The following is a 16,437-nucleotide window of genomic DNA, read 5'->3' on the forward strand; positions in this document are numbered from 1 at the left end:
TCGCGCTCTTGCCTCGTTTGGTTGTCACATCATGTCGCTTCAGTCGTTCGCGTCCACTGGATTCGCTTCTCGCCGCGAGCGGCTGCCGTCTCTACCCGGACAGCAAGTCGACATGCCAAGCTTCACCCCGGATTCCTCCGTCGTTTCCGACGTCCGGCCGTCTCCGAATTTCAACGAGCGCAAGGCAAACCGCCAGCCCGACATGATCGTGCTGCACTATACGGGCATGTCGAGCGCGGCCGGCGCGCTGAAAAAACTTTGCACCGCCGGCACCGAAACCTCCGCCCATTACGTCGTGATGGAAGACGGCAACATCATTCAGTGCGTGCGCGAGAACGACCGCGCCTGGCATGCCGGTTCGGCTTCGTGGAACGGCGACAACGACATCAACTCCGCCTCGATCGGCATCCAGATCGTCAATCCCGGCCACGATCTCGGCTATCCGGATTTTCCCTTACGGCAGGTCGCGGCGGTGATCGCGCTCTGCAAGGGCATCATGCTGCGGCGGAAGGTGCCGAAGCATCGCGTGCTCGGCCATGCCGACGTCGCGCCCGCGCGGCGGAAAGACCCGGGCGAGAAGTTCCCGTGGCGGTTGCTCGCCGATTCCGGCGTCGGGCATTTCGTCGAGCCCGCGCCGATCATGAACGGCGACCGCAAGCTCCTCGGCACTGCCAGCGAGGAGATCATGTCGCTGCAGCGCGCGCTGATCCGCTACGGCTATCCGGTGCTGCCGACCGGCCAGTATGACGGCGTCACCATGGATGGGGTCGCGGCGTTCCAGCGCCACTTCCGTCCCGAACGGGTCGATGGCATCGCCGATCAGTCGACGCTGACGACGCTGCGCAATCTGCTCGAGACGCTGTCGTCCGAACAGGACCAGAGCGCGCCCGCCACCGCGTCGTTCTGATCTCCCTCCCGCCTGCACTCGCCGCCCGAATGCCCCTGACGGATTTTGCCGCCGCGCCTTGACGTTGGCAGGCGAAACCGTCATCTCAATCCCGTCAGTCGGCCGGACGGCCGCTCTTGCAGGATCGAAAGGTCGCAAGGGAGGAAAGTCCGGGCTCCATCGACATACGGTGCCGGATAACATCCGGCGAAGGCGACTTCAGGGAAAGTGCCACAGAGAACGAACCGCCACGCCCCCGCAAGGGTGGCTCGGTAAGGGTGAAAAGGTGCGGTAAGAGCGCACCGCGTCTCCGGCAACGGAGGCGGCATGGCAAACCCCACCGGGAGCAAAACCGAATAGGGACGGCACAGCGGAAAGTTCGTCTTCGGACGATAACCCCGCGGGGTCATGTCGGACCCGCCGTCCGGGTAGGTTGCTTGAGGCGCGCAGCAATCCGCGTCCCAGAGGAATGGCCGTCACGTCTGCATGGTGCGAACCGTGCAGGCCCTCCAGAACCCGGCTTACAGGCTGGCTGACATCCGCATCGCGGCTCGCCGCGATGACACATGAGGGGTCCGGCGCAATTGCCGGACCCTTCGCCATTTCTGCATCTCTATTTTGCGCATCTCAATGCGCCTCGGCGGCCCCGGCGCCGGGCTGCGGCCGCTTCACGACGATAACGAGCACGCTCAGGCCGATATAGAAGATCGTCAGCAGATAGAACGCGTCCGCATAGCCCATCACCGCCGCCTGCTGGTGCACGCGCTGCCACAGCACCTTGAGTGCCATCAGTTGCGCATCGCCCTGCCCCTGGAAACGCTGCGTCAGCGAATTCAACATTTCAACAGCGCTGGCGTTGCCCCAGTTCACCACGTCATGCAGACGCGAGATGTGAAGGTCGGTGCGATCGTTCAGTACCGTGTTGATGAGCGCAAGGCCGACCGCGCCGCCGAGGTTGCGGGTGAGATTGAACAGGCCGGACGCGTTCTTCATCCGCTCCGGCGGCAGCGTGCCGAGCGCGATATTGTTCACCGGAATCATCGCCAGCATGATGCCGATCCCGCGGAAGATCTGCGGCCACACCAATTCGTAGAAATCGTACTGCGAGGTGATCCACGTCATCTGCCAGGTGCTGAGCGCGAAGATCAGAAGCCCGGCGCCGATCATGTAGCGCGGATCGACCTTGGTGGTCATGCGCCCGACGATGGGCGCGGCCAGAAACATCGCAAGGCCCGAGACGAACATGGTCTCGCCGATCATCAGCGGATTGTAGCCGCGGATTTCCGCGAGATAGCGCGGATAGATGTAGGTCATGCCGTAGAGGCCGATGCCGACGCAGAACGAAAAGATGCTGCCGATCGCGAAATTGCGGTTGGCGAAAGCGCGGATATCGACGATCGGCTCCTTCGCGGTCAGCACGCGATAGAAGAACGCCACGGTCGAGACGGCGCAGACGACGCCCATGATCGCCACCGACTCGTCCTCGAACCACTGATATTGCGGTCCCTCCTCCAGCACATATTCGAGCGAGCCGAGAAAGCCCGCCATCGCCGCGAAGCCGAACCAGTCGAAGTGATCGAGCAGTGCGAAATTCGGCTTGTCGAAATCCACCAGCGCGAGCACGCCGAGCGTGATGCCGATGCCGGGCAGCACGTTGATGAAGAACAGCCAGTGCCACGAGGAGATATCGGTGATGTAGCCGCCGACCGTGGGACCGATAGTCGGCGCGAGCGTCGCCACCAGACCGATCGCCGGCGTCACGATCGACATCTTGCTGCGCGGAAACACGGTGTAGGCCGAGGCGAACACGGTCGGGATCATGCCCGCGCCGAGGAAGCCCTGCACCGCGCGCCACAGGATCATCTGATCGATGTTCGACGTCAGGCCGCACATGAAGCTCGACGCGGTGAAGCCCGCCGCCGAGATCGCGAACAGAAGCCGGGTGCCGAATGCGCGCGACAGGAAGCCCGACAGCGGAATCGCGATCACTTCGGCGATCAGATAGGCGGTCTGCACCCACGACACTTCGGTCGCCGATGCCGAGAGGCCCGCCTGAATCTCCGACAGCGATGCCGAGACGATCTGGATATCCAGGATCGACATGAACATGCCGAAGATCATGATCAGGAACGCGATCATCCGCCGCGCCGGAACGGTCTCCGATGCGGGTTCAGCGGCGGACGACGAACCGAGTGTGCCGGATGCAGCGCTCATGCGCGGGCTCCGCGACCTTTACTTCACCTCAGCAACGGCGTGCCGGGTGAGCTTGCGGGTATCGACTTCGACCTCGACCGACATGCCGGCCCGCAGCAGGTTTTCCTGCGCAACGGATTTCGGCACGCGGATGCGCACCGGCAGGCGCTGCACGATCTTGGTGAAATTGCCGGTGGCGTTATCCGGCGGCAGCAGCGTGAACACCGAGCCCGACGCAGGCGACAGGCTCTCGACGGTGCCGACGATATCGCGGCCCTTCACGGCGTCGACGCTGATGTGCACCGGCTGTCCGGGCCGGATGCGCGCAAGCTGGGTTTCCTTGAAGTTGGCATCGATGAACACATCATCGAGCGGCACGACATTGGCGAGCCGCTGGCCCACCTGAATATTGTCGCCCGCATTGACGATACGGTTGGAGAACACGCCATCGATCGGCGCGCGAATGGTGGTGAACGAGAGATCGCGCTCGGCCTTCGCCAGCGCGGTCTTGAGTTCACCGAGCTGGCCTTCGGCCTCCGCCTGCTGTGCCTTGATGACATCGACCTGCGCCTGCGCGGCATCGAGGCTCGCCTGCCCGCCCTGAACCGAGGCGACCGCCTGGTCGCGCGTCGCTTGCGCCTGATCGAACGCCGCCTTCGAGGCGAAACCCTTCTCGTTCAACTGACTCTGCCGGGAGAAATCCGCTTCCGCGCGCTTGGCGGCAGCCTGCGCGGAATCGAGTTGCGCCTGCGCCTGCTCGACCGCGCTCTGCTGCGCAACGGCCTGCCGGGCGATGCGCTTGATGGTCGCTTCCTGCGTCGCGATCCTGGCGCGGGCATTGTCGACTGCGATCCGGTAATCGCCGTCGTCGATCTGGAACAACAGATCGCCTGCCTTCACATGCGTATTGTCGGCAACCGCGATCTTCGAAAGATAACCAGCCGCGCGCGCACCCAGCATCGTGTTGTTGGCACGGACATAAGCGTCGTCGGTCGAAATCATGAAGCGGCCGATTTCGAAATAGTAGGCGCCGAACGCAGCCAGCGCGAGGGCAAGCAAAACGCCAGCACCCGCCATGATCTTCTGGCGGCGGCCGAGCCGTCCCCAGCGCGAGGCTGCCGCGCCATCCGCCGCCGGCGCATCGGGCGCCACCTCTGGTGCCTCGGAGGTCCGGCGTGCTCTCACCTCCTCGAGCCGCGACGGCGCGGCGGAGGGGGCATCCTCCTCCCGCGCGTCGAGGTCGGCATCAAAGGCGGCTTTACGGACGGCTGATTGCTCGCGATGGGCCATGTGGGGAAACCCTTTAATGACCGAACGGTTCGGTCATGGCACATCTAATATTGACCGAACGGTTCGGTCAATATTAGATAGAAAGATAGGGCCACACAATTTTGCGAGCAAAGCGGCCTTCAAAGGTTAAGACTGGTCCCATGATTCCGAGCCCACCGCCCCTCCCCGCGAACGACGAAGACAGCGCCAAGCGCCGTCAGATCGTCGAGGGTGCGCGCAAGGTGTTCCGGGAACTCGGGTTCGATGCCGCAAGCATGGGCGAGATCGCCAAGGCGGCCGGCGTCTCCAAGGGCACTCTCTACGTCTATTTCGCCGACAAGCTGGCGCTGTTCGGCGCCATCGTGACCTGCGAGCTCCGCGAACAGGGCATCGACAAGCTCACCATCGACCCGACCGAAGCGCCTGAAGCCACGCTGCAGAAATTCGGCCAGAGCTACATGGAGATGCTGTGCCGCCCGACCGGCGGTTCCACCATCCGCACCATGATGTCGATCGCCGAACGCATGCCGGAACTGGGGCGGCGGTATTATGAAAGTGTCCCGGCCGCGTGGCTCGGCCGGCTCGCGGATTACCTCCGGATCCAGGTTGCCAACGGCGCGCTTGCAATTGACGATTGCGACCTCGCAGCGGCGCAGTTTATGCTCTCCTGCCAAGCTACATTGTTCCTACCATTCATCTTCCAGGTCACGCCCGCACCGAGTAGCGAGCGGATTGCCGATGTGGTGGCGAGTGCGACGCGGATGTTCCTCGCCGCCTATCGCCGCTGAACTATCTGCACACGAGGGTTTTATCCCACGCTGGACGGTCATATACGGAAGTGGAATACGCGGAAATCTCGCCTGTCCGGCCTGACGTCCTGCCTGAAATTCGGCCTCTTCATGAGAGGCTCCTGAACATCGCGGGAGTATCCCGATGAAGCCGCTGACATGGTCCGAATTCTCGAGGATCTTCCTCGCAGCGCTGATCGCGGCAGTGCTGCTCAACGTCGCCCGGAATAATTACTCGCAGGCCTCTGCAAAATGGTTGTCCGCGCCGGTCATGCTCGACCCGACCACGCAGATGAGCCCATAACGGCAACCTGCCGTCATTGCGAGAAGCGAAGCGACGAAGCAATCCAGAGCGCCCCCTCCCTAACCCTCCCCCGCAAGCGGGGGAGGGAATGAGAAAAGGCTAGATTGCTTCGCCATGCTCGCAATGACGAGAGAAAATCTCGATTCCACTAACCGCCGCCTTAGCGCACGCGGCTTTCATCCTCGATGGAGTCGCGGTCCTCTTGCGAAAGCGGCCCGCGCGCAGAAGCACGGCGTGCCTTCTGCCCGATCGAGCCGGTCACGCCCGGATCGCGCGTCGCGAAGTTGCGCCCGCCTGCGCGCGCGGCAATCTCCTCACCCGACACCGCCGCCGGTTGGCAGATCACGCGCCCGCTCGAGCGGCGCATCAGATCCACATGGATGTGATTGTAGTGATAGATGTTGGCGCCCGGCGCGAGCACGGTGGTGAAACGCTGGCAGGCCGCGCCCTGCACGTCGCGCAGAAAGCCCTGCTCTTCGGGTAATCCCTTCCAGCCGTTCTGCACGGAAATGTATCGTCCGTCGGCCAGCGTGAAACCGGCAACATCGAGCGCATTGCCGAATGCATGTTCGGAAATCCGTGCGTTCGGATTTCCGTTCATGCCGCGGCACGAATAAGCCGAGATCTGTTTGATCTCGACGACGCGCGCACCGAACCAGCGGATCGCCGCAGGCTGCACCGCTTCCGAAAGCCAGCGATCGAGCGCGGAGACGACGGGACATGAGAGTGTCGCCGCGGGCTTCAACGCAACGGGGCCGAACGCCTCCACCGCGCGGCCGCTGCCAAGCCGATGCGATGTATAAGGCGCGGGTGGCTGTGCACCGCGATATTGCTGCTGAGGCGGCATGCTCCGCCCATAAGGTGCGGCCGCATGACCGGCGCTGCCTTGCGAATACTCTTCGCCGGCAACGGCATCCTCATCGTCAGGCGGCACTTGCGCATTCAGCGGCACCGGATCGCCGGACGGTACATAACCACCCTGCGATGGTGCAGCGGACGGCCGCGCATAGGACGGCTGCGGCTGTTGATAGGTTGACGAGGGTTGCGAGACCGGCCAGCGCGGCGCACCCGCGATCGATCCGGGCGGACGCAATTCGCCGGCATAGCCGAGCGAACTGCTCATCTCACCAAGTGCCGCAACCTTCAATGGGAATTGCGCGCCGCAAACTCCGGGACCGGAGATCGGGTTGATGCGAACGATGTCCGCGCTTTCCTTGACTTCCCCGGATTTCAGGCATGCCTGTTCCGCCTCGGCCCGCCAGGGTTCGCGTACCGCGCTTTGAAAAAAGCCACGGCCGCACCCCGCAAGGGAAACGAGGGCAAGGGAGCCGACGATGAACAAACTTACTCCGCGTGCCATGCGCGCAGGGTCTGCGAATAAACTTAAAGACTTATCAACGGCTTGCTTTTCAGATTCTTTTAACCACGATGGGCGCTCCAAACGTGCAACCGCGCTCGCATCGCGTGCGCCGTCAATCCTCCACTCGCCGCAAGGCCTTTCGCATGCGCTTGAAATCCATTGCGATCGCAATCCTGATCCTGGGCGGCTCGTTTTACGCGAGCCTCACGGCGATGGACTGGCTGTGGCCGCCGCGCGCGAGCCGGCCCGCTCTTGAAAAATTGCCGCCACTGCCGCCGATCGCGCGGCGTTCGGAATTCATCACACCGATTGTCGTTCCGCTCACCGTGATCGCCTCGACGCTTGAGCGCGCCGCACCGCGCGATTTCGGCGGCAAGGCTGACAATCCCGCAAGCCAGCTTCTCACCGATTCCGACATCGACTGGCACGTCAGCCGCGGCACCATGACGGCAACCGGCGCGCAGAATGCGCTCAACGTCTCGACACCGCTCGCAGGCAAGCTCATCGTCACCGGCTCGCTCTCCACAGCTTCCGGCACGCCGCTCAACAACGCACTCGGCAATCTTCTCGGCGCGAAAGCGGCCCAGCAGCTCGGCAACATCTCGATCAAGTCGCTCAATGCGAATGCGGCAATCAACGGCACCGCGACCGCAACCGCGCGGCCGCGCCTCACCACCGACTGGCATCTCGATCCGCAATTGTCCGCGCAGGTGACGCTCGCCAACAACAGCCTCTCGGTCGCCGGTGCGAAAGTCGCCGTGCCCGCGCAGGTGAAGCCCGTCATCGACAGAACGGTGAACGAACAGGTCGATCGCCTGCAGCAGCGGCTGCGCGCCGACGACAGCTTCCGCCGCGCCATGCGCGAGCAATGGGCCAGCATCTGCCGCTCGATCCCACTACCTTCGCCTGCGTCCGGTGCGCCGCCGCTCTATCTCGAGATGCGGCCTGTGAAGGCGCTCGCCGCACAACCGCAGATCGACAACGCCGCCGTGACACTCACGGTCGGGCTGCAGGCCGAGACGCGCATCGTCAATCACGCGACGACGCCGCGCTGCCCGTTCCCCGAAGTTCTCGACATTCAGTCCGCGCTCGGCGGTGGCCGCATCAATGTCGGCGTGCCGATCGATCTGCCGTTCGCGCAGCTTGGCCAGATCGCGGAAGCCGAACTTAAGGATCGCGTCTTTCCCGAAGATGGCAGCGGCGCCATCGAGGCGCGGATCAAGAGCGTCGATGTCGATGCGAGCGGCGACCGGCTTCTGGTGTCGCTGCTCGTGCACGCAACGGAAACGACGAGTTGGTTCGGCCTCGGTGCTGACGCCGTCGTGCGGATCTGGTGCAAGCCGGTGCTCGATGCGAACGCGCAGGTTTTGCGCCTCACCGATCTTTCGGTTGCCGTCACATCGGACGCCGCCTTCGGTTTGTTCGGCGCGCTCGCCCAGCGCGCCGCGCCTTATCTCGCGCAAGCCCTCGAACAGCACGCGACAATCGATCTGAAACAACTCTCCTCCGGCGTGCAGCAAAAACTCGCGGGCCTGATCGGCGATCTGCAGGCGGATCAGAGCGGCGTGAGGGTCAAGGCCAACGTCACCGATGTGCGCCTTGGCGAAATTTCTTTCGACTCGACGACGCTGCGCGTGATCGCTGAAGCAAACGGCACGGTCCACGTCACAGTGACGCAACTGCCTGCGCTCTGAGCGCGGTTCCCGGCGGGTCCAGCGCAGTTCCGATAGCTCCGTCGGAAAATGCACTATGTCGCCGCGCCGCTCCAAATGACATGATTTTTCCACATTATCGGCTCATCAGCCGAGCTTGAATATATTGCCCTTTTTCGGGCACCGCCGTTCGTGAATCGGCCCCGGTCCGCCGGGTTCAAAACTCACGTCATTTCAGGGACTTTCACATGAAAAGCTTTGCACTCGCAGCCGTTGCGTTGTTGTCGGTCATTCCGGGTGCACAGGCAGAGGGCGAAGCTTATCGCGCCATGGTGGAGCGCCATGCCGCTGCCCAAGGCGTGCCGCCCGAACTCGTCCATCGCGTCATCATGCGCGAGAGCCGATATAATCCGCGCGCCGTTCACGCCGGCAATTACGGCATGATGCAGATCAAGCTGCAGACCGCACGCGGCCTCGGCTATACCGGTACGGCGCAAGGCCTGCTCGATCCCGAAACAAATCTCACTTATGCCGTGAAGTATCTTGCCGGTGCCTATCGCACTGCCGGCGGCAATCATGACCGCGCGGTTTCGTACTATGCCGGCGGCTATTACTACGCTGCGAAGCGGCAGCGCCTGCGACAGGCCAACGCCACCATGACGGCAAGCACCGAGGCCATGCCTCTCGATCTCACGCCGGTCTTCGAGACCAAGCCGGTGCGGCGCCGTCATCACCGGCGCTGAGAGACTTCGCTTTTAAACTGAAGTCGTCGACTGCACCGAAATCGGCTGCGGCTTGCCGCTATCGTCGATCGCGACGTAAGTGAAGTTACCGTCGGTCACGAGAATGATGTCCGTCTCGTTGCGCCGCTGCACCCACGCCTCGACACGCACCGTGATCGATGTGCGCCCGACACGCACCTGCGTGCCATAGACGGACACAAGATCGCCCACAAACACCGGCTTGCGGAAGGTCATCGCCTCGATCGCGACAGTGACGTTGCGCGCGAGCGTCGTCTTGTAGGCGAATACGCTGCCCGCAAGATCCATCTGGCTCAACAGCCAGCCGCCGAAAATATCGCCGTTCTGGTTGGTGTCGGCCGGCATCGCGATGGTGCGCACGCACAACTCGCCTTGCGGGCTGCAACCTTGCCCGGGGTGAACGACTTCATGTCCGGTGACGGGCGCATCTGTCATTGCAGCAACCTGTAATCGATTTCAGCGAAACGTCGCCCAGCCGGCATCCGGCTTGAAGCGCTCACCGTATTTCTCCGCCAGCACCAAGAGCGCGTTGGCGACATTCTCCGGCCCACGCTCGCGTGCGTAGTTGAGCGGCCCGCCGCGGAACGGCGCATAGCCGGTGCCGAAGATCATCGCGCCGTCCACCGTATCGGGATTGTCGACGATGCCTTCACGCAAACAGGCGACGCAGACGTTCGACATCGGCAGCACAAGGCGATCGGTCATTTCCGGCGTGGCGTGAACATGGGCATGGCCCTTCTGCACGCGGCCGTCCTTCCATTCGTAGAATCCGCGTCCGGTCTTGCGACCGAGTTCGCCCTTCGCGACCTTGTCGCGCAACCAGTCAGGCGCAACCGGAATGGAATCGCCAAGCTTGGCGCGCAACTCATCGCCGACCGCAAGACAGATATCGAGGCCGACCTGATCGGCGAGTTCGATCGGGCCCATCGGCATGCCGAACTTTTCCGCCGCCTCGTCGATGGTGAGTTTGTCCACCTTCTCGTCGAGCATCAGCAGCGCTTCCATCAGATACGGCATCAGCGCGCGGTTGACGAGGAAGCCCGGCGAACTCTTCACCGGCAGCGGCAGGCGATCGATTCCACCGACGAACTTCATCGCGGTCGCAAGCGCCTCCTGATCGACCTGATCGTGGCTGATCACTTCAACCAGTTGCAGCCGCGACACCGGATTGAAGAAATGGATGCCGAGCAATCGCTCCGGCCGCTGCAGCGAGGCGCGCAACTCCTCGAGCGGAATGCTGGACGTGTTGGTCGCGAGGATGGCGTCCGGCCGCATCACTTTTTCAAGGCCGGCATAAATCGATTGCTTGAGCTGCAACTTCTCCGGCACGGCCTCGATGATGAGATCCGCCTGCTTTGCGCCTTCTCCCGTCATGTCCGGAATCAAACGATCAAGCGTGTCGCGCTGGGCAATGCGGCCGCGGGCGATCTTCGCAAACAGATCTGCCGCGCGCTTCATCGCATTCGCAATCGCCGCCGGCTGCATGTCGGCAAGCGTCACGCGCAGGCCCTGATGCGCGCACCACGACGCAATGTCGCCGCCCATCGCACCGGCGCCGATCACATGGACATGCCTGATCTTGCTCTTGCCGCCCGCGAGCTTCTTCATCTCGTCGCGCAGGAAGAACACACGAATGAGATTCTGCGCGGTCGACGTCACCATCAGTTTGGCGAAGGACGGCTTCTCCGCCGCCAGCATGTCGGCGCGGTTGCCGCCGTGCTTCTCCCACAGATCGATCAGCGCGTAGGGCGCGGGGTAATTCTCCTGTGGCGCTTTATTGGCAGCCTCCTTACGCATGCGCGAAGCCAGCAGCTTGCGGGCCGGACCAAGGTTCATCAACGTCGTCAGCTTCAAGCGCTTGCGCTTCAGGCGACCGAAGATCGCATCCTTCACTGCATTGCGAACGTGGCGCTCCTGCGTCACAGCATCGACAAGGCCGAGCGCCTTCGCTTTGCGCGCCTCGACGGTCTTGCCCGTCAGCATCATGGTCATCGCTTCGAGCGGATTGAACAGATGCGTTGCGCGCGCCGTGCCGCCAAAGCCCGGATGCAGGCCGAGCAATATTTCCGGGAATCCGAAGCGTGCGCCTTCGATCGCGATCCGCATGTTGCAGGCGAGCACGACCTCAAGCCCGCCGCCGAGGCAGAAGCCGTGGATTACCGCGACCGTCGGCAGCTTGATGTTCTCAAGCCGGTTGAGAATGTCATGCCCGTGACCAAGCTGCTGCTCGACGATGCTGACATCGGAGAGACCGCGGAATTCATTGATGTCCGCACCCGCGATGAAGCCGGAGCGCTTGGCCGAGCGCAGCACAAGCCCGCTCGGGCGCTCGCTCTCCAGCACCGAGAGGATCTGCGAGAATTCTTCCAGCACCTCGCTCGACAACGTGTTGGCGCTTGCGCCTTCGCGGTCGAACAGCAGCCAGGCGATTCCGTCTTCGTCGCGCGTCAACTTGAAATGGCGATAAGGTCCGGACGACGGCTCAGGCCCGAGTTCAAGGACGTGGTCCTTCATCGCATTGAGGATTTTGCTGTCCATCGCCGTTTCCTAAACCGTCTCGATCAACATGGCGCCGCCGAGGCCGCCGCCGATACATTCCGTCGCAACGCCGCGCCTGGTGCCGAGGCGATGCATCGCATTGACAAGATGCAACACGATACGATTTCCGCTGGTGCCAACCGGGTGGCCGAGGCTGATCGCGCCGCCATCGACATTGAGTTTGGCTCGGTCGATCTCACCGGCCGCGCCATCAAGCCCCAGAACTTCGCGACAGAACTTGTCGTCCTTCCACGCAGCAAGGCAGGCCAGCACCTGCGAAGCGAACGCTTCGTTGATCTCCCACGTCTCGATATCGTGGATCGTCATATTGTTGCGCTTGAGAAGCCGGTTCGACGACAGTACCGGGCCAAAGCCCATCACCGTCGGATCGAGTCCCGACCATGCGCTATCAATGATGCGGGCTTTTGGCTTCAGCCCGTATTTCTTGACCGCATCTTCCGACGCCAGAATGGTCCAGCATGCGCCGTCAGTAATCTGCGAGGAATTGCCCGGCGTCACCTGCCCCCATGGCCGCTCGAAAGCGGGCTTGAGCTTCGCAAGCTTCTCCATCGAGGAATCGGGGCGCACGCCGTCGTCGTGATCGTAATACTTGCCCTTGCGGTCGAAGGCGGTTTCGACTTCGCCCTTGAGGAAGCCTTGCGCCTGTGCGTTCGCCAGCCGTTGATGGCTTTCCACGGCATAGGCGTCAGCCTGTTCGCGCGTGATGCCCATCAGATGCGCGATCACCTCCGCCGTCTGCCCCATGTTGAGGTCGGTGACGGGGTCCGTCAATCCGCGTTCGAGCCCGATGATCGGCTTGAAGTAAGACGGGCGCAGCTTGAAGAAAGCCGCGAGCTTCGCAAGCGTGGTGCGCGCCGTCGCAAGGCCGGCGAACCAGCGCACGCCAGATTGCGGAAACACCAGCGGCGAATAGCTCAACGCCTCCGCACCGCCGGCAAGGATCATGTCCGCCTGCCCGGCCTGAATGTAGCGATAGGCGGTGTCGATCGACTGCATGCCGGAGCCGCAGTTGATCTGCACGCCGAAAGCGACCATGTCCTCGCCCATGCCGAGGCGCAGCGCGGCGACACGGGCGGGATTGACTTCATCGGCAATCACGTTGACGCAGCCGAGAATGACCTGATCGAAGTCGGAAGATTTGAACGGCTGTCGCGCCAGCAGCGGACGGCCCGCCTGCACGGCAAGATCGACCGGCGTGAACGGACCCGGACCGCCTTGCGCCTTCAGAAACGGCGTGCGGCTACCATCGATAATATAGACAGGACGGGACATCAGTTTGCGGCCCTTTCCGCCGTTGCGGGCGCAGGATGGTGCTGGCTGGCAATCGGGGACAGCGCTTCCGGTGCGAAGTCGTCGACTTCGATCACCTTCGCTACCGCCTCCTTCGCCGCCGTCAGCGCCTCGACATCCGCTGCCGTGATGATGCTACGCGAAGCCGCCTCCTGCCAGTCGCGAATATGAGCGGCACGCAACCGCTTTTCAATCGGTTCGTTCGCCACGACAAGGCGGAAGGCATGCTCGAGCCGGGCCAGCGGCCCGTCGTCGTTCGCACCCGCATGGTAGAGCCCGGCGGTGAGGCGGTCGCGTTCGGCCGAAGGCGACAGGATCATCTGCGCGCACTGATGCACGACCTTGTCGGATGGCCCGAGCGCCCGCGGCCCGAACGGCTGCACGACGAATTTCAACAGCCACGCGATCGGCCGGTTCGGCAGATTGGCGAGCACCTCGGCAAAGCGCAATTCCATGGTGCGGATGCCGTTTGCCATCACCCAGCGCAGCGCCGGCAGATCGGCCTGCTGACGGCCCTCGTCCTCCCAGCGCTTCAGCGCTGCCGACAGAAGATAAAGCTCGGAGAGAATGTCGCCGAAGCGCGCCGAGAGCATTTCCTTGCGCTTCAATGCACCGCCGAGCGTCAGCAGCGCCATGTCGGCGCCGAGCGCAAACGCGGACGCATAACGCGAGAGCTGGCGATAATAGCCGATGACCGGGCCGGCATCCGGCGCGGGTGCGAACAGCCCGCCGGTCCAGCTTCGTCCCCACGCGCGAAACAGGTTCGCGAAGGCGTGGCCGACATGTTTCCAGAATGCACTGTCGAATGCGTCGAGCCCGGCCGCCTTGTCCGGGTTGCCGATCGCGTTGATTTCCTGCAGCAGATAAGGGTGCGCGCGCGTCGCGCCCTGCCCGAAAACAATGAGATTGCGCGTGAGAATGTTCGCGCCTTCGACCGTGATCGCGACCGGCACCGAGCGATAAAGGTTGCCCATGTAGTTCTGCGGGCCTTCGATGATCGCCTTGCCGCCGTGAATATCCATCCCATCGTCGACGACGGTGCGCAGCCGCTCGGTGGCGTGCAGCTTCATGATGCCTGAGATCACGGCCGGATGCTTGCCCTGATTGAGCGCAGCACAGGTGAGCCGCCGCGCGGCGTCGAGCTGATAGGCCGTACCCGCGATGCGCGCCAGTGGCTCCTCGATACCCTCGAACTTGCCGATCGGCACCTTGAACTGCTCGCGCACCCGCGCGTAGGCACCAGCGGTGCGCGCGCAATAGGCGGCACCCGAGGCGGATTGCGAGGGCAATGAAATGCCGCGACCGGCCGCAAGCGCGCTCATCAGCATCTTCCAGCCCTGGCCGATCCGTGCCTGACCGCCGATGATGTAATCCATCGGAATGAAAACGTCCTTGCCCCAGTTCGGTCCGTTCTGAAACACCTGCATCGCTGGCAGATGCCGCTGGCCGATGGTGACGCCGGGAAGATCGGTCGGGATTAGCGCAACCGTGATGCCGAGGTCTTCCTGACTGCCGATGAGATGATCGGGATCGCGCGCCTTGAAGGCGAGACCGAGCAGCGTCGCGACCGGCCCGAGCGTGATGTAACGCTTGTGCCAGTTCAAACGAAGACCGAGCATCTCCTGCCCCTCGAACACGCCTTTGCAGATCACACCGGTGTCGGTCATCGAAGCCGCATCGGAGCCTGCATCGGGACTGGTGAGACCGAAGCAGGGAATCTCACGCCCGCTTGCCAAACCCGGCAGCCATTTATCTTGTTGCTCTTTTGTACCGAATTTCATCAAGAGCTCGCCCGGCCCGAGCGAGTTCGGCACCATGACGCTGACGGCCGCGGTGATCGAGCGCGAAGACAGTTTGCGGATCACTTCCGAATGCGCGAACGGCGAGAAGCCAAGGCCACCGAACTCCTTCGGAATGATCATGCCCAAGAATTTCTTCGCCTTGATGAAGTCCCAGACGTCCGGCGGCAGGTCGCGCCATTCCCAATTGACCTTCCAGTCGTCGATCATTGCGCAGAGTTCGTCGACGGGCCCGGCGAGAAACGCCTGCTCTTCCTCGGTCAGCGTCGCCGGTGCAGTAGCAAGCAGCTTCGACCAATCCGGATTACCGGTGAAGAGATCGGCATCCCACCACACATCGCCCGCCTCCAGCGCCTCGCGCTCGGTGTCGGACATCGCCGGCAGCGCCTTATGCGCCCAGGCAAAGATCGGGCGCGTGAGGACATCACGGCGGAAAGAGAAACTCATTGAGGTGTCCTTTTCAGTGCGGGCGAAATGGCCCCTCGACAGAGAATGATGAAGGCGGGACTTCCAAATACCGGGGCGAGTCTGGACCGCGCGTCCTTATAAATTCTGACTATCAAGCCTGACGTGGCGTCGAATCTCATCATCGTGAACAAGGATATACGAACTCCCCATAACCTCCCCATGGCTTTCAGCGGTTCGCCCGACGGTGGCCTTTTGACGCGTTCCAAACGGCTTCCTCGCTTATACGCATGACGTTCTCATGACTGGTAAAATTGTGCATGCAAAAGTTCGCGTGCAGTTTTTCCGTTCCCTTATTTTTCATTTATTTCAGGCCGTTAGGACGGAACATGAGCATGCCCGCGCTGTTTGCCCCGCGAACGTCAACCAAAACCAACAGGAGTTTTGCAATGGGCAGCCTCAGCGACAAGATTAAAGGCAACGCGAACGAAGCGATCGGCAAGGCAAAGCAGAACGTCGGTGAAGCCACCGGCTCGGATCGTCTGTGCGGCGAAGGCGCGCTGCAGGAGGCCAAGGGCCATGCTCAGCAGGCCGTCGGCCACGCCAAGGACGCCGCGAAGGAGACGATCGAGAAGGCAGCCGACGCTGCAAAGCGTAATCTCTGATCGTTTCACTCCCTCTTATATTTCATCGCACATTATAAAGCCGGCCTTCGGGCCGGCTTTGATGCGCGTCAGAACGTATCAAACAGACGCCGTATCCGGCGGGCTTTTTGTCGCGGGAAGCGCACCGGCTTCCACCAGCACCGCATGCGCGGTCTTGAACGCTTCGAGTCCCGCCGGCACACCGCAATAGGTCGTGGCGTGGATCAGGATTTCCTTGATCTCGTCGACAGTGACGCCATTCGTCAGCGCGCCCTTGACGTGCAGGCGCAGTTCGGCTGGCTTGTTGAGCGCTGTCAGCATCGCAATGTTGATCATGCTGCGCGTCTTGCGGGAAAGACCTTCGCGCGCCCAAGCATGACCCCAGCACCATTCCGTGGTGATGGTCTGAAACGCCATCATGAAATCGTCGGCACGCGCAATGCTGCCGTCGACATAATCCGCACCCAGCACCTCGCGCCGGACTTTCAGCCCGCGCTCGAACTTCTCACTCTGCGTCATTCCGGCGT

At 62.7% G+C, this 16,437-nt stretch carries 14 protein-coding genes and 1 other RNA gene; 7 read left to right on the top strand and 8 right to left on the bottom strand.

Going from position 1 to position 16,437, the window contains the following annotated elements:
• The first annotated feature begins 112 nt into the window (after nt 1-112).
• Both OCA5_RS13790 and rnpB read left to right on the top strand, forming a co-directional pair.
• A complete protein-coding gene (locus OCA5_RS13790; protein ID WP_041559639.1) occupies nt 113-907 on the top strand; it encodes an N-acetylmuramoyl-L-alanine amidase in 795 nt (264 codons plus the stop codon).
• Between the two features lie 94 nt (nt 908-1,001).
• Nucleotides 1,002-1,426: RNase P RNA component class A (gene rnpB / locus OCA5_RS18545), an RNA gene on the top strand.
• Nucleotides 1,427-1,513: 87 nt separating this feature from the next.
• On the opposite strand, the gene OCA5_RS13795 is transcribed toward rnpB, so the two are convergent.
• Complete coding sequence (locus OCA5_RS13795; RefSeq protein ID WP_012562392.1) at nt 1,514-3,100, bottom strand: DHA2 family efflux MFS transporter permease subunit; 1,587 nt, start codon at nt 3,098-3,100, stop codon at nt 1,514-1,516.
• An 18-nt stretch (nt 3,101-3,118) separates the two neighbouring features.
• Nucleotides 3,119-4,369, bottom strand: a complete 1,251-nt coding sequence (locus OCA5_RS13800) for an HlyD family secretion protein (RefSeq protein WP_012562391.1) — start codon at nt 4,367-4,369, stop codon at nt 3,119-3,121.
• Between the two features lie 140 nt (nt 4,370-4,509).
• Here OCA5_RS13800 and OCA5_RS13805 point away from each other — a divergent pair, with 140 nt between their 5' ends.
• On the top strand, nt 4,510-5,136 hold the full coding sequence (locus OCA5_RS13805; protein WP_012562390.1) for a TetR/AcrR family transcriptional regulator: 627 nt from the start codon (nt 4,510-4,512) through the stop codon (nt 5,134-5,136).
• 145 nt (nt 5,137-5,281) lie between these two features.
• On the top strand, nt 5,282-5,440 hold the full coding sequence (locus OCA5_RS19310) for a hypothetical protein (protein WP_012562389.1): 159 nt from the start codon (nt 5,282-5,284) through the stop codon (nt 5,438-5,440).
• A gap of 160 nt (nt 5,441-5,600) precedes the next feature.
• On the opposite strand, the gene OCA5_RS13810 is transcribed toward OCA5_RS19310, so the two are convergent.
• The gene (locus OCA5_RS13810; RefSeq protein ID WP_013913288.1) at nt 5,601-6,800 is read right to left on the bottom strand and encodes an extensin-like domain-containing protein; all 1,200 of its coding nucleotides are present in this window, start codon (nt 6,798-6,800) and stop codon (nt 5,601-5,603) included.
• A gap of 143 nt (nt 6,801-6,943) precedes the next feature.
• Here OCA5_RS13810 and OCA5_RS13815 point away from each other — a divergent pair, with 143 nt between their 5' ends.
• Nucleotides 6,944-8,494 (top strand): DUF4403 family protein, encoded by a 1,551-nt coding sequence (locus OCA5_RS13815; RefSeq protein WP_012562387.1) that lies wholly within the window; start codon nt 6,944-6,946, stop codon nt 8,492-8,494.
• Between the two features lie 206 nt (nt 8,495-8,700).
• Nucleotides 8,701-9,195: a lytic transglycosylase domain-containing protein gene (locus OCA5_RS13820; protein ID WP_012562386.1), complete on the top strand. Its 495-nt coding sequence runs from the start codon at nt 8,701-8,703 to the stop codon at nt 9,193-9,195.
• Nucleotides 9,196-9,207: 12 nt separating this feature from the next.
• Here the strand turns inward: OCA5_RS13820 and OCA5_RS13825 are convergent, their stop codons facing one another.
• Genes OCA5_RS13825 through OCA5_RS13840 form a run of 4 tightly spaced genes read right to left on the bottom strand, consistent with a single transcriptional unit; the run spans nt 9,208 to nt 15,308 of the window.
• Nucleotides 9,208-9,648 carry an acyl-CoA thioesterase gene (locus tag OCA5_RS13825; protein ID WP_012562385.1) on the bottom strand — a complete coding sequence of 147 codons (441 nt, stop codon included), beginning with the start codon at nt 9,646-9,648 and terminating at the stop codon, nt 9,208-9,210.
• 21 nt (nt 9,649-9,669) lie between these two features.
• Nucleotides 9,670-11,751, bottom strand: a complete 2,082-nt coding sequence (locus tag OCA5_RS13830; protein ID WP_012562384.1) for a 3-hydroxyacyl-CoA dehydrogenase NAD-binding domain-containing protein — start codon at nt 11,749-11,751, stop codon at nt 9,670-9,672.
• A gap of 9 nt (nt 11,752-11,760) precedes the next feature.
• On the bottom strand, nt 11,761-13,044 hold the full coding sequence (locus OCA5_RS13835) for an acetyl-CoA C-acetyltransferase (RefSeq protein ID WP_012562383.1): 1,284 nt from the start codon (nt 13,042-13,044) through the stop codon (nt 11,761-11,763).
• Complete coding sequence (locus tag OCA5_RS13840) at nt 13,044-15,308, bottom strand: acyl-CoA dehydrogenase (RefSeq protein ID WP_012562382.1); 2,265 nt, start codon at nt 15,306-15,308, stop codon at nt 13,044-13,046. Before OCA5_RS13840 ends, OCA5_RS13835 begins: the two co-directional genes overlap by 1 nt.
• Before the next feature lie 407 nt (nt 15,309-15,715).
• On the opposite strand from OCA5_RS13840, the gene OCA5_RS13845 reads away from it, so the two are divergent.
• On the top strand, nt 15,716-15,931 hold the full coding sequence (locus OCA5_RS13845; RefSeq protein WP_012562381.1) for a CsbD family protein: 216 nt from the start codon (nt 15,716-15,718) through the stop codon (nt 15,929-15,931).
• Nucleotides 15,932-16,009: 78 nt separating this feature from the next.
• On the opposite strand, the gene OCA5_RS13850 is transcribed toward OCA5_RS13845, so the two are convergent.
• Nucleotides 16,010-16,429 carry a carboxymuconolactone decarboxylase family protein gene (locus OCA5_RS13850; protein ID WP_012562380.1) on the bottom strand — a complete coding sequence of 140 codons (420 nt, stop codon included), beginning with the start codon at nt 16,427-16,429 and terminating at the stop codon, nt 16,010-16,012.
• Nucleotides 16,430-16,437 lie beyond the last annotated feature (8 nt).

The sequence above is a fragment of the Afipia carboxidovorans OM5 genome (assembly GCF_000218565.1).
Classification (GTDB): Bacteria; Pseudomonadota; Alphaproteobacteria; order Rhizobiales; family Xanthobacteraceae; genus Afipia; species Afipia carboxidovorans.